Here is a 13,916-nt window from a genome sequence, read left to right on the forward strand (position 1 = left end):
TTTTTACTTGGAAATTCAAAATAAAGGAGATGCGATATGGTTAATAAACGAGACTTCTTGACAAATGGAACGGGGAAACAAGCGATCACCGTCCAAACAGATAATAAATTTCCAAATCCAAGGAATATACCTGGAGACTCGGTCGATGAATTTTCGGTATTGAAAGATGGCAACCAATATCTAGCTGAAAAGGAAATAGGGCAGCAAAATGAAAATGGTTGATTGAACGCAAAAAGAAGACCGAATTTACGATGATTCGGTCTTCTTTGTAACTGAACAGACTGTTACTGCCCCACATCCACATATATGAAAAAAGCCGTTAAGATAGCTTTGCAGCATACTTAACGACTTCCCATCCATCAGCTTATAGCCCGCATTTTAATTGCGCTCCGCAATTCGTGCAAGTATTGCATCCGCCCATTTCCTGGACTTCACCTTTACGGCAGACCGGGCAAGTGTTACCCACTTCCGATCCAATTGTAACATTCGTCGAACGCAGTTCATTTATCGTATCGACCAATACAACTTTTTTCTTAACTTCCACATCTGTCAATTCATCCATTTCAAGCTGCTCGTCCATTTGGTTTTCTTCCGCTTTAAGCGTAAGGACCTGACTGTCACGGCTGCCATCCACATATACAGTACCGCCTTTTGCTCCGCCTTTGTATAGACGTTCATATACTTTTTCAACTTGTTCGACAGTATATCCTTTTGGAGCGTTGACTGTCTTACTGATCGAGCTGTCAATCCAGCGCTGAATGATGCATTGAACATCAGCATGTGCTTCTGGAGCTAATTCCATAGCGGAAATGAACCATTTTGGAAGCTCTTCTGAATCGGCTTCTGGATGACGGTCCAAGTATTCCTGTACAATGTCAGCCTTCACTTCAATGAATTTACCCAGACGGCCGCTGCGGAAATACGTAAAGGAGAAATATGGTTCAAGACCTGTTGATACCCCAACCATCGTTCCTGTACTTCCTGTAGGAGCCACTGTCAATAAATGAGAGTTACGGATGCCATGTGCAGCAACACTTTCCCTGATATCTTCCGGCATTTTTTCCATAAATCCGGTTTGTGTGAAACGTGTTCTAAGCTCATTGGTTTCTTTGTCCGTTGACCCAATAAGGAACGGGAAACTGCCTTTTTCTTTTGCGAGTTCCACGGAAGCCCTGTAAGCTGTAGTCGCAATCGTTTCAAACACCTTGTCAACCAGGATATTTCCTTCTTCAGAGCCATATTCCGTTTCACAGTAGATCAACAGATCATGCAGACCCATTACACCAAGTCCAACCCGTCGCTCGCCCAGTGCCTGTTTTTTGTTTTCATCCAAGAAATAAGGAGTTGCGTCAATGACATTGTCCTGCATACGCACACCGACTTCGACGGTCTGCTTAAGTTTCTCGAAATTGACCGTTTTGCTATCTTTATCAGCCATTTCAGCCAGATTGACTGCCGCAAGGTTACAAACTGAATATGGGGCCAATGGCTGTTCGCCACAAGGGTTCGTGGCTACGACCTGCTGACCGTATGCTTTGGCATTCGTCATTTCATTAGCATTATCGATAAAGAAAATACCTGGTTCAGCAGAATATGTGGCACAAATGTTTATTAAGTTCCAAAGCTCTTTAGCTCGGATTTTACGGTAAACACGGACTTTGTGACCCATTTTCTCCCATTCACGAACATCACCGACATTATGCCATTCTTCATTGTAAATGGCCATTTCCTCGGTATTATAGCTCTCTACATCAGGAAAACGCAATTCGTATTCCGCATCTTGTTCCGCTGCTTCCATAAATTCCTTAGTCAGGCAAATAGAGATATTGGCTCCAGTCAGAAAATCCGAATTATGGACACTATACGTTCCACCTGTACGGATCTTTTCTTCTGCATCCCTAATGATTTTCTCGCTAAATCCACCTTGGCCAGGAATCTCCTTATAATTGATGATCCCTTGATACATAGCCGTTTCCTGTTCCGTGTGCGGCGTGAATTTCAATTTATCAGTCGCATATTTCTTGATGGCTTCATCTTTAGTGTTTTCCACTAGGTAACGCAGAATCCTTGGATTTTGCATTTTGGAAATGATGAACTCCGCAATATCAGGATGCCAATCAGCAAGCATGATCATTTGCGCGCCGCGTCTGCTACCGCCCTGTTCAACAAGATGCGTCAGTTTCGCAATATCGTCAAGCCATGAAACTGATCCCGAGGATTTTCCATTCACCCCTTTTGCCAGAGTGTTTCTTGGACGCAGTGTCGATCCGTTCGTACCCACTCCTCCGCCGCGGCTCATGATTTCCATCACTTGTTTCCTATGTTCTGAGATCCCTTCACGTGAATCCGGGACGAATGGCATTACATAGCAGTTGAAATAAGTAACGTCCGTATTGGAACCTGCACCGTACAATACTCGTCCTGCCGGGACAAAATTAAGGTTCTTTAATTCTTCATAGAATTTATTGAACCATTCCGTTCTTTTTTCTTCCGTGGTTTCCACTGATGCCAAGCCCGTTGCATTACGTTTCGCAATTTGTTCATAGTATATTTCAAGCGGCTTTTCAATTATATCCAACGGACGGTTTACAATTCCCGTCTCCACTTCTTCCGGATTATCCAATACGCCACGGAATTCTTCATCCACCAATACCTTGGCTTTTTTGGTTTCCCAATCAATTTCAACGATGTAACCGAGACCCCTTGCCGGGAATTTCGGATCTTCCTTAATCGTCAACACTACGAAATCGCCTGCCGAGAGTGTGATTTTTTCAGTATCCTTAAAAGAATAGCGGTCAAGCATGACTAGACGGGACACTCCCTTATGCGCCATTTTCATATCAGCAGTTACAGGGTGAACCTGGGGAAATAAAGAAATATCCTTATTCAACCTTTCTAGATCAACCTTTAAAGCTTCTTTTATTACAACCGACATAATTCCCTCTCCTTTATATGTTTCAAGATCCGTTCTTGCTGCCGCAAAAATCCTTATGTAGCCTTACATGTCCGTTTCGCTTAACAAGTACCCTAAATTTATCATAGCGAAACTCAAAAATCAACATATAGTGTCGTATTAAATATTTCAACTACTATATATTGTGTTTGTTTTGAATAACTTTTAATTTTGTCAAACGATAAATCAATTAATATAGTTAGTAAAAGGGAGGAAAATGTCGATTTACAATAATTTTTCATCAGATTTCAATTAATTTGGACCTTGCTTTTTCCCCATCCCTTTTAGGGCTTATCCCTGCAAGGGATAGCTTATTTGGTCAAAAAAATCTGAAAAAACTTTTTTATTTAATCACTCTAATTATCCCACTTCGTCTATCTCATGAAATTCCATTCATCGCTTTCATATTTGCTTTCTGCAATGGCCTTCACTTCCAGCAATTGCTTTTCAGTTAGGACGTATGGCTCTAACTCGATCGAAAGTCCTTCCGCAAAACCTTTTTCAAAAGCTTCTTTCGCTTCAGGTATGGTAATCTTTCTTCCGGCAATGTCATTTATGGCCACAGCTTTATTTTTTAAATTTTTTTGCATTCTCTCTTTAACCCTGTCATTTGAGAATTTAAATACGCTAAAGAGCTTATCATCATCAAGTTCAAGCAAAATGGAACCGTGCTGAAGGATGACGCCTTTTTGCCTGGTTTGAGCGCTGCCAGCGACCTTCCTGCCCTCGACGACCAGTTCATACCAGCTTGGAGCATCAAAGCAGACGGAAGACCTGGGCGTTTTTAAAGCCGCTTTTTCCTGATCGGTTCTAGGCACGGCAAAATAAGCATCCAATCCCAGATTCCTGAACCCCATTAATATTCCTTCAGAAATGACACGATATGCTTCAGTAACGGTAGTTGGCATTCCCGGATAGGATTCTGGAACGATTACGCTATAAGTCAATTCATGCTCGTGCAGTACCGCTCGTCCTCCTGTCGGCCTGCGAACAAAACCAAGGCCCTGCCTTTTGACCTCTTCCAAATCAATTTCCGCTTCAGCCTTTTGAAAATAACCAATCGACAATGTCGCTGGATCCCAGCCGTAAAAGCGTATGATTGGCGGAATTTCAGCTTTGCTTTGCCAGTTTAACAGTGCTTCGTCCAACGCCATATTAAAAGCCGGTGAACAATACCCCGAATCTATAAAACCCCATTTTTCTTTAGTCATCCTTACCCCTCGTTTCAATAGACTGTTTTTCATTCCCCCACAAAAAACTCACATGTAGTAGTTTAACAGACTTTAACACTCTAAAAAAGAAAGTGCTATCAAGTCTATGAAGAATTTGATGAAAATTCTTTTTGATTATTGGGTAAAGCAATTATATAATAAAGATTGTCTGTATTCGTTAAGGTAGAAGGGAGTTTTTATGTTTGGAAATATTATATACACTGCTCATCATCTTGGGAGTGGTTATTGCGTATTCACTTTTTAATTGGTACCGCCAGCGTAAAATCGTTAAAACATTAACACAGGACGAATTTATCGCTAACTACAGAAAAGTGCAGCTAATCGATGTGCGGGAACCGAATGATTTCGATAATGGTCATATCTTAGGCGCAAGAAACATCCCTATGACTCAAATGAAAACCCGCTTGGTCGAAATTAGACCGGACAAGCCTGTATATTTGTACGCTCAAAGCGAAATCATCAGCGGAAGAGCTGCAGCCATGCTATACAAAAAGGGCTACAGGGAACTTTTTCACCTAAAGGGCGGTTTCAAGATGTGGACCGGGAAAATCAAAGCAAAGAAATAAGACCCCATCACCGCATGGGCTCTTTTAAATTAAAAAGCATTCTTGTGCATCATGCGGGCTCTAGGAAAATGAAAGTTAACTGTTGAACTTTAATGAATTCTTACATAAACATGAAAAATCCCCGCCGGCAGGCAGGGATTTTTTTCGTGTAAGCTATCAGTCTATGCTTGATAACGCAGAACAGGTTTTCTTGCAGCAAGAGTTTCATCAAGCCGCTTTATAACGGTTGTATGCGGAGCTTCCTGAACGATTTCCGGGGTTTCTTCCGCTTCCTTGGCAATCTGGATCATCGCATCGATGAACGCATCCAGCGTTTCTTTTGACTCGGTTTCAGTCGGTTCTATCATCATTCCTTCTTCCACGTTCAACGGGAAGTAAATGGTTGGAGGATGATACCCGAAATCCAGCAATCTCTTGGCTATATCGAGAGTCCTTACCCCTAATTTCTTTTGACGGCGTCCGCTTAATACGAATTCATGCTTACAATGACGATTATATGGTAAGTCAAAAAATGGTTCTAACCTACGCATCATATAATTGGCATTGATGACCGCATTCTCCGTGACGGCTTTAAGGCCATCAGGACCCATTGACCGAATGTACGTATATGCCCTCACGTTTATCCCGAAATTACCATAATAAGGTTTTACCCTGCCAATGGATTGCGGACGATCATAATCAAGAACGAATTGCTCACCTTGTTTGACCACAAGCGGTTTAGGCAAGTAAGGAATCAAGTCCGACTTCACCCCTACAGGACCAGAACCCGGGCCGCCGCCGCCATGCGGGCCTGTGAATGTTTTATGGAGATTTAAGTGAACCACATCAAAGCCCATATCACCCGGGCGTGCTTTTGATAGGACTGCATTCAGATTGGCTCCATCATAATAAAGCTTCCCGCCTGCGTCATGGACAAGTTGTGCCATTTCCAAAATGTTTTCTTCAAATAATCCCAATGTATTGGGGTTCGTCAGCATCAAGGCCGCCGTATCCGGTCCGACAACACGCTTTAAATCCTCAAGGTCGACTAACCCATTTTCATCCGACTTCACTGTAATCGTTTCAAGTCCGGCAACAGTTGCAGAAGCAGGATTCGTACCGTGTGCAGAATCAGGTACAATCACTTTAGTCCGTTCTGTATCGCCATTCGCTTCGTGAAAAGCGCGAATCATCATCAATCCAGTCCATTCACCGTGAGCACCCGCTGCAGGCTGTAGTGTCACTTGGTCCATCCCGGTGATTTCCGTTAAGTGTTCCTGCAAATCAAATAATAGTCCCAATGCTCCCTGAACAGTAGCCGGATCCTGATATGGATGGATATGGGCAAAACCGTTGAAGCGTGCCACATTTTCATTTATTTTCGGATTATATTTCATCGTGCATGAACCCAGCGGATAAAAACCCGAATCCACCCCATGATTCCGTTTGGAAAGTGCTGTATAATGACGCATGATATCCAGTTCGGACACCTCAGGAAGCTCTGCCTCTTCTTCACGGATGTAGTCGGCAGGAAGAATTTCTTCGAGCGGAATAGTTGCAACATCCATTTCTGGCAGACTGTATCCGATTCGACCGGAAGTACTGATTTCAAAAATGAGTGATTGATCTTGATTATTCATGTTGATCCCCCAATTCCTGCGCAAGTGCATCAATTTCTTCTTTTGTTCTAAGTTCAGTTACCGCGACCAGCATATGGTCTTTCAGCTCAGGATAAACCGTCCCTAAATCGAAGCCGCCGATCATCCCTTTTTCAAAAAGGTTTTTATTGATTTCTGAAAACGAAGCAGGCAGTTTAATGACAAATTCATTAAACGAAGGACCGTCGAATATCACTTCCACCCCTTTTGCCATAATTGCTTTTTTCGCATAATGCGCTTTTTGAATATTTTGCACGGCCATTTCTTTGACACCCTTTTTCCCAAGCGCGGTCATTGCAACAGAAGCTGCCAAGGCATTCAAAGCTTGATTGGAACAAATGTTGGATGTGGCTTTGTCACGGCGAATGTGCTGTTCACGAGCTTGAAGGGTCAATACAAACCCCCTTTTTCCATTTTCATCCACTGTTTGACCGACGAGTCGGCCCGGAACTTTCCGAACAAGTTTATTAGTAACGGCAAAATATCCACAATGAGGTCCCCCAAATGCCGCTGGAATGCCGAATGGCTGGGCATCCCCCGTTACGATATCTGCACCGAGTGCACCAGGGGATGTCAAAGCTCCCAATGCAAGCGGGTTACTGGAAACGATAAACATGGACTTGACTCCATGAATGATTTCCTCCATTTCTTTCAATGGCTCGATGCGGCCAAAAAAGTTCGGATATTGCACGATCACTCCTGCAATGTCATCATTCGCCAATTCCCTTAAAGCAGCTAAGTCCGTCACACCGTCTTTATAAGGAATTTCGACCACTTCCACCCGTTGCCCTTTCGCATATGTCTTCACAACTTCTCTTGATTCAGGATGAACGGTTCCTGAAATGAGAATCTTCTTGCGTCGTGTCTGGCCTGAAGCAAGCATGGCTGCTTCAGCTAGCGCCGTCCCGCCGTCATACATGGAGGAGTTAGCAACATCCATGCCCGTCAATTCACATATCATCGTTTGATATTCAAAGATCGCCTGAAGCTCGCCCTGTGAAATTTCAGGCTGATAGGGTGTATAAGCCGTATAAAACTCAGAACGGGATAAAACATGATCGACGATGACCGGTGCGTAATGGTCATAGACACCCGCACCAAGGAAGGAAGCATAGGTTTTAAGGTCCGCATTCTTGGCAGCAAGCCTTGATAATTCTTTCATTAATGCAGGTTCCGATTTAGCAGGCTTGATATCGTATTCTCCTTGAAAACGAACGCTTTCAGGGATATCATTGAAAAGTTCTTGAACGGTAGATACCCCTATCGCTTCCAGCATTTCTTGTTTATCTTGCTCTGTCATGGGTAAATAACGATGTTTCATCTAATGACCATTCCTCTCTATTTACGTGGTTTTTTATAAAAAGGTGTTTGTATGATAACGGCTTTCAAACGTTTGGAACGGATTTCCACTTCGACTTCCGCATCCAGCACCGAAAATTCCTTATCGATAAGTACCAATCCCACGTTTTTCTTCAACGTTGGTGATTGGGTACCGGTCGTGACCTCGCCAATGGCTTTATCACCGCTGTAGACCTTATACCCATGACGTGGAATGCCACGGTCAATCATTTCAATTCCCACAAGCTTGCGGGGAGCTCCTTTCTCCTTTTGCTCAGCAAGAACGGCTTTCCCGAAAAAATCCACTTCCTTATCCACTTTTACTGCAAAACCAATACCAGCTTCCATCGGGGTGATGTCCGCTGAAAGCTCCTGTCCATACAGCGGCAGTTTCGCTTCAAAACGCAGGGTATCACGAGCACCTAAACCAATCGGCTGAACCCCCTCTTCCTTTCCGGCTTCCATAATCGCCTTCCAAAGGGCAGGACCATTTTCACTGTCGCTATATATCTCAAACCCATCTTCACCAGTGTATCCAGTACGGGATACCAACGTGGAGATACCGTTGATCAGGACATTTTCCTTGAACTTGAAAAATCCAATTTCACTTAAGTCAGTATTTCCCGATAGTTTTTGTAATATCTTTTCTGCAGATGGTCCTTGAAGTGCCAGCTGTGTATAGTCACTCGATACATTCGTAATTTGGACATCTTCCGTTAAATTAGCTTGCAGCCAATTGAAATCTTTTTCTGTATTCGCTGCATTGACCACGAGCAGATAGTCGTCCTCAGCCCTTTTATACACGATAAGATCATCAACCGTTCCTCCGTTTTCATAACACATGGCGGTATATTGGGCACCGCCCTGTTGCAGCTTTGATATATCATTAGTCAGCATCTTCTGTAAAAAGGAAAGGCTCCCAGGACCCTTAACATCGACTTCCCCCATATGGGAAACATCGAATAACCCCGCTTTTGTACGTACGGCTTCATGTTCGTCCTTTATACCCGAAAATTGGACAGGAAGTTCCCAGCCGCCAAAATCAATCGTTTTACCTCCGTATTCACGATAAACCTCAAATAGTGGTGTTCTTTTTAAATTGGTCAAAAAATGACCCCCTTCAGATTTTTTTAAATTAATTGGCTTCATTATCAAAAGCTTCTTGTCATTACGCATCAGGTATATCCTGATTCATGATGTGAAAAAAGCACAAAAAAGGACAGAGAAAGCCCGTTTGAGCTTTTTCTCTGTCCTGAAACCTGAAAGTTTACCTATGTAATAGGTTTTCCCCTTTGGTGGCCGTCCCAAAACGGGCGGCGCTCTCCAGAGTTGCGTCCAATAAGAGTTCTTTTGCCTGAGAGATTCACTGCTAAGTTTGCTCCTTCGGCGCTACATCCGTAGTCTCTCCCCTTATCTTCACCCGCATATGAATGGTCTACCAATGAAAGGAAGCGAAATAGCCCCAAGCATCGGTAAAACCTTTGAGCATCATGGAATGCATTCTCTGCCAATTCTCCTAAAACTTCAGAAACCGTTTGAGTGATCTCCTTCAGTAATCTTGGATAAATTAGGAGCCTATAGCTCATACTAAGAAAACGCGAACTGCAAAATCGATGTACAAAGATTCTTTGTAGCGTTTGGAAATTGGAATTTTCTAAATATACTTATATCCTACCCTAAGAAACTTATCTCTGCAATATCTTTTGAAAAGAAATATTTTTCTTACTTCACATACGAAATGTTCGGGTTTTGACCTTTTATTAAGGAAATTATGATTTAAGAGGGAGTTATTTCTATGAAAATCAATATATCCTTCAATTCTGAATGGAATGACGAGTTTCTGCAAAAAATGGAAAATGACGGTCCATGGGGAAATTGGGAGCTTTATAAGTTGGCGGTTCAAATGGAGGAAAATCTTATCATCCCTGATTTTGAAGGTTTACAGGCGCCCAAGCACCTTCCGCAGTTAACCCCGCTTCCCCATCAATTGGAAGCAGCCAAGCAAGTGGTGGAAAAGATGAATGGAAAGGCCATTTTAGCTGATGAGGTGGGGCTCGGAAAAACAATTGAAGCAGGCTTGATCCTAAAAGAGTATATGATTAGGGGCCTTGTAAAAAAAGTATTGATCCTTGTTCCAGCCTCCCTTGTCACACAATGGGCTTTTGAATTGAATACCAAGTTTCATATACCGGCAGTCGTTCAGAGAAAAAGTTATGTTTGGGACTCCTGTGATGTGGTCATTTCATCCATTGATACAGCGAAACGCGCTCCACATCGAGATATCATTTTTACTCAGGAATATGACTTCATCATTATTGATGAAGCTCATAAACTTAAAAACAATAAGACGAAGAACTATGAATTCGTCCAAAATCTGAAAAAGAAATTTTGTTTACTCCTGACAGCCACTCCGATTCAAAATAAAGTCGAGGAGATTTTTCACCTCGTTTCGTTATTGAAACCGGGCCACTTGGGAAATGCCTCACTCTTTTCGGAAAAGTATAAAGGGAAAGGCCGGAACATCATTGAAGATGAACACCTAAAGGAACTGGTCAATACTGTCATGATTCGAAACCGGCGGGCCGATACTGGCATTGAATGGACAAAACGGCATGTGGAAACCATCACCATTGAATTTTCTCCAACGGAACAGGCATTGTACGATGCTGTTTCCAAATTCAAGCCTATTTCGGATGGATCAAAAGGAAGCGCCTTTTCGGCTCTCACTCTCCAAAGGGAAGCATGCAGCAGCAGAGAGGCGGTCTTTTATACATTAAAGAATATGAAAGAAAAATATGATCAGCCTTCCCCTGACTTTTTGGCAAAGCTTGATGATTTATTTTCTAAAGTGAATGAAACAGTTCAGAACTCCAAGGCTGAAAAAGCACTGGAACTGATCAAGAAAATTGATGACAAAGTGATTATCTTTACCGAATACCGGGCGACTCAGCTATATCTCCAATGGTACCTACAGCAGAATGGAATTTCTTCGGTTCCCTTCCGAGGCGGTTTTAAGCGCGGAAAGAAAGACTGGATGCGGGAATTATTCCAAAAGAATATACAGGTATTAATAGCAACAGAAGCTGGCGGGGAAGGGATAAACCTTCAGTTTTGCCATCACTTGATTAATTTTGACCTGCCATGGAACCCCATGAGGCTCGAACAGAGAATTGGACGGATTCACCGCCTTGGTCAGGAAGAAGATGTGATGATTTATAACTTTGCCACGAAAAATACAGTAGAAGAACATATTCTGAAGTTACTATACGAAAAAATAAATTTATTTGAAAAAGTAATTGGAGAATTGGATGATATTCTAACCAAACTGGATATTAACAACATTGAAGAATATTTAATTGATGTGGTCGGCGAGTCCAAAACAGAGGGCGAAATGAAGATCAAGATGGATAATTTTTCATCGTTAATCCAATTCGCTCAATCAATGAAGGAAGGTGAGGTTCATGCAGCAACGGGAAATTCATGATTTTTTAATAACTTTTTTTAAGGCCAACGATTGTGAAATACTGGATAATGCACCAACCCACCTTACAGTCCAATTGACGATTGAAATGGATAAAGAATTAATGAACAGACCCTTTTACTGGCATTATCTAGAAAAAACAGGTGGCGTTCCGAACCCAGCACAGATGACTTTCATTACCGATCCAGAACAAGCTCCATCCGATTTAAAGGGAGAAATGATTCATTTTGGCTCCCCACGCCTTCATCAGATTATTCAATCAACCAAAAAGCTGGCAGGGTATACTAGACTTTTTGAGGATACTCCTCCATCAAAAGGCGGCGGAAATAATCCTTTGTTTCCTTGGCTGACTCTGAATGTGAAAATATCCTATCAATGCGACCGTAAAAAAGATACTTTCATGTCGATAGGACTGAATCTAATCTCAGGTGAGATCATGGAAAAGTTTCACCATCGGGTTTTACCGATAAAGGTTACCCCAAAAATACCGGATTACTCCTTTACGCTTTCACCTTTGATCATGCCCAAGAGTGGATTGGCAAGACTGGATACATACATCAGGACCAGTTTCGAGGATGATGACCATTCTTGGGCGGAAGAAGCAATGCTGCGCTGGCAGAATGATTTGAATTTATTGGAGCATTTTTACAAAGATATGGACGAAAAAAGTGAGAGTTATTATACCGAGAAAGAAGCACTAAAAGCTCAATATGAACCCAACATCAGAATATCCATCATCAACGGAGGATTATTTTACCTTTCAGATAGGGCGTTGGGATAATTAAAGAACGAAAAGAAACAGATGTCCTAAGTTCGGGACATCTGTTTCACTTTTTGATATTTTTCCTTACGAACATCGACAAAGCAAAAGGGACAATGCCAAACCAATGGGACATACCATGATTTTTATCCTCTTTTCTGTGACGGCGCTTTTCTTTTCGTTCTTTTTTCGTCAGATTAAAATACTCGACAAGCTGCTGCGTCAGATATTTAATATAAGCGTTTGTAGACATATAAAATCATCACCCTATGCAAAGTATGCCCGTTTTACACTCCTTTTATTCCTTCGCTTGTTCCCTGAACACGTGAACCTGTCGCGTTCCGTTTTAAAAGAGTGTTGATTATGCGCATTAGCCAGCTTGCTTTTCCAACCATTCTTTCACTTTCCCCGCTTCTTTATCGTATTGAATGATGACCCTGCCCTCGCGATCATTTTTAGTCGTGGAAGAAAACTCGATATATACGTAAGGACCTTCTTGTTTCATCAAGGAATACCGCACCACACCATTGGGATATGAAATTTCCCCCTGGATGATTTTTGGGATTTCTTCGCCCCACTCTGCCGTCACATCCATGATGGCTAGATGGACAAGATGGTCGGCCACAAGCGACTCTTCCACTTCTTTATAAAACTTTTTATCAATGATAAACTGGTCTATCATTAGTATCGTGAACATGATGAAAACACTCGCTACAATCATGACCATCGGGAAAACGACTCCTTTTTGATTATTCATCGACTTTCGTAACATTCCTTATGAAAGGGTGAAATCTTCGACTGAAAGTAGTTCCTGCTTTATCCGTTATATTTATAACAATGACACCGCCATCCTTTTCAACCCGGAATTCCGAAATGTTCTGCAAGATGACCTCATGCCCCATTCCATTCACTCGTCTTCGGACCTTATCTTCATATTGTTCAAACGATGATAATTGCTCACCTGAAAGCAAAAATAATTTATTTCCCATTACATCCTGAACTTTGGAACTCCGGACCTCCTGCTTCATTTGCATGGTAAAGACCTCCCACTCTTTAGGATGCAATTTATCAACGGACCCCATTTGGGTGTGAATGATAGAAAAAAGCTGTAGAACAAAAAGGGACGTAGTCATTAAAATCATTAAAGAAAAAAGCATTTCGATCATCGTAAAGCCATCATTTTTTCGCAGCATCACAAATGGATTCCAGATTACCCGATTCATCTTCATAACGTACACACCCTTCAATCATCCCCGGGAAATCCCCATGGTCCTTCCAAACCAATTCATAGGATTTTTTTTTGTAAATGATTTCCTGACCAACTGCTTGTATCTCCCCATCCATGAACGCCGTCAATCTTTCATATAATAAATGGTGGGCTTCTGTCCTTACGGCAATATCTTTCCGATCCATCAATAACTCTTCAAGAATGGGTAAAATGGCAAGGACCAGGAATATACAAACGGCAAATGCGGCTATCAGCTCAAGGTAGACGTAACCTTTACAATTTCTCAATCCTGAACCTCCCTTTACCGATATTGAGGATCAGCTTGTACTTTCCCTTTGAGGTGTCAATCATAATCGTTCCGGCTTTTGAAGCATTTCCATACTGATTAAAATGAAAGCTGAACCCCAAAGTGCCACTTAAAAACTGTATATCCTCTGGAATGATTCTTTCTAAAACGATCCCCTCCTTATAAGACGAAACGGTATAAACCTTTTTGGTATTATCAATATGGAGGTAAATCAAGCTCTCATGACTGATGGCATACTGTTGTGCATAGAAAAGATCTTCATGGAATTGAGAAAGGAATAGCCTATTTTCCATTCCTTTGGTGAAGCTAGGATATAGATTAGGACCGACGGAAATCAGGAGTACAAAAATAACGAGAACAATGAGGGTTTCAGATAGTGTATACCCCCCATTGGAATGCCGTATATTCACTTCT

14 protein-coding genes and 2 riboswitches are annotated in these 13,916 nt (G+C 42.0%); of the genes, 4 read left to right on the forward strand and 10 right to left on the reverse strand.

What is annotated here, in order from left to right; all coding sequences use genetic code 11:
• Positions 1 to 36: 36 nt before the first annotated feature.
• Positions 37 to 222, forward strand: coding sequence for a hypothetical protein (locus AC3ISB_RS18530; protein ID WP_098369828.1), 186 nt, complete (start codon positions 37 to 39; stop codon positions 220 to 222).
• Positions 223 to 364: 142 nt separating this feature from the next.
• On the opposite strand, the gene AC3ISB_RS18535 is transcribed toward AC3ISB_RS18530, so the two are convergent.
• Together AC3ISB_RS18535 and AC3ISB_RS18540 are read right to left on the reverse strand one after the other, a co-directional pair.
• Positions 365 to 2,935 (reverse strand): vitamin B12-dependent ribonucleotide reductase, encoded by a 2,571-nt coding sequence (locus AC3ISB_RS18535; RefSeq protein ID WP_489273809.1) that lies wholly within the window; start codon positions 2,933 to 2,935, stop codon positions 365 to 367.
• A 392-nt stretch (positions 2,936 to 3,327) separates the two neighbouring features.
• On the reverse strand, positions 3,328 to 4,164 hold the full coding sequence (locus tag AC3ISB_RS18540) for a lipoate--protein ligase family protein (RefSeq protein ID WP_098369826.1): 837 nt from the start codon (positions 4,162 to 4,164) through the stop codon (positions 3,328 to 3,330).
• 203 nt (positions 4,165 to 4,367) lie between these two features.
• Between AC3ISB_RS18540 and AC3ISB_RS18545 the strand changes: the two genes are divergently transcribed.
• A complete protein-coding gene (locus tag AC3ISB_RS18545) occupies positions 4,368 to 4,751 on the forward strand; it encodes a rhodanese-like domain-containing protein (protein WP_076365383.1) in 384 nt (127 codons plus the stop codon).
• A gap of 161 nt (positions 4,752 to 4,912) precedes the next feature.
• On the opposite strand, the gene gcvPB is transcribed toward AC3ISB_RS18545, so the two are convergent.
• From gcvPB to gcvT, 3 genes are read right to left on the reverse strand one after another with little or no spacing between them, the layout of a single operon-like run.
• Positions 4,913 to 6,370, reverse strand: a complete 1,458-nt coding sequence (gcvPB, locus tag AC3ISB_RS18550) for an aminomethyl-transferring glycine dehydrogenase subunit GcvPB (RefSeq protein WP_098369825.1) — start codon at positions 6,368 to 6,370, stop codon at positions 4,913 to 4,915.
• Entirely contained in the window at positions 6,363 to 7,709 is a 1,347-nt protein-coding gene (gcvPA, locus tag AC3ISB_RS18555; protein WP_489273810.1) for an aminomethyl-transferring glycine dehydrogenase subunit GcvPA, read from the reverse strand. The genes gcvPB and gcvPA overlap by 8 nt, the downstream gene beginning before the upstream one ends.
• Positions 7,710 to 7,726: 17 nt before the next feature.
• A complete protein-coding gene (gene gcvT / locus AC3ISB_RS18560; protein WP_098370096.1) occupies positions 7,727 to 8,833 on the reverse strand; it encodes a glycine cleavage system aminomethyltransferase GcvT in 1,107 nt (368 codons plus the stop codon).
• A gap of 138 nt (positions 8,834 to 8,971) precedes the next feature.
• Positions 8,972 to 9,055, reverse strand: a riboswitch (glycine riboswitch).
• 3 nt (positions 9,056 to 9,058) lie between these two features.
• A riboswitch (glycine riboswitch) is annotated at positions 9,059 to 9,146 on the reverse strand.
• A 375-nt stretch (positions 9,147 to 9,521) separates the two neighbouring features.
• Between gcvT and AC3ISB_RS18565 the strand changes: the two genes are divergently transcribed.
• Together AC3ISB_RS18565 and AC3ISB_RS18570 are read left to right on the forward strand one after the other, a co-directional pair.
• Positions 9,522 to 11,210, forward strand: coding sequence for a DEAD/DEAH box helicase (locus tag AC3ISB_RS18565; protein WP_144526705.1), 1,689 nt, complete (start codon positions 9,522 to 9,524; stop codon positions 11,208 to 11,210).
• Positions 11,188 to 11,988, forward strand: coding sequence for a YqhG family protein (locus AC3ISB_RS18570; protein ID WP_141993838.1), 801 nt, complete (start codon positions 11,188 to 11,190; stop codon positions 11,986 to 11,988). Before AC3ISB_RS18565 ends, AC3ISB_RS18570 begins: the two co-directional genes overlap by 23 nt.
• A gap of 46 nt (positions 11,989 to 12,034) precedes the next feature.
• Here AC3ISB_RS18570 and AC3ISB_RS18575 read toward each other — a convergent pair whose 3' ends face one another.
• The 5 genes from AC3ISB_RS18575 to comGD form a co-directional block, all read right to left on the reverse strand.
• The gene (locus tag AC3ISB_RS18575; protein WP_063233067.1) at positions 12,035 to 12,220 is read right to left on the reverse strand and encodes a YqzE family protein; all 186 of its coding nucleotides are present in this window, start codon (positions 12,218 to 12,220) and stop codon (positions 12,035 to 12,037) included.
• Positions 12,221 to 12,337: 117 nt separating this feature from the next.
• Entirely contained in the window at positions 12,338 to 12,724 is a 387-nt protein-coding gene (gene comGG / locus AC3ISB_RS18580; protein WP_179890981.1) for a competence type IV pilus minor pilin ComGG, read from the reverse strand.
• Positions 12,717 to 13,196 (reverse strand): competence type IV pilus minor pilin ComGF, encoded by a 480-nt coding sequence (comGF, locus tag AC3ISB_RS18585; protein WP_098369820.1) that lies wholly within the window; start codon positions 13,194 to 13,196, stop codon positions 12,717 to 12,719. The genes comGG and comGF overlap by 8 nt, the downstream gene beginning before the upstream one ends.
• Positions 13,144 to 13,482, reverse strand: coding sequence for a hypothetical protein (locus tag AC3ISB_RS18590; protein ID WP_489273811.1), 339 nt, complete (start codon positions 13,480 to 13,482; stop codon positions 13,144 to 13,146). Before AC3ISB_RS18590 ends, comGF begins: the two co-directional genes overlap by 53 nt.
• A complete protein-coding gene (comGD, locus tag AC3ISB_RS18595; protein ID WP_489273812.1) occupies positions 13,469 to 13,912 on the reverse strand; it encodes a competence type IV pilus minor pilin ComGD in 444 nt (147 codons plus the stop codon). Before comGD ends, AC3ISB_RS18590 begins: the two co-directional genes overlap by 14 nt.
• Positions 13,913 to 13,916: the final 4 nt, after the last annotated feature.

The sequence above is a fragment of the Peribacillus sp. GL_122 genome (assembly GCF_057835005.1).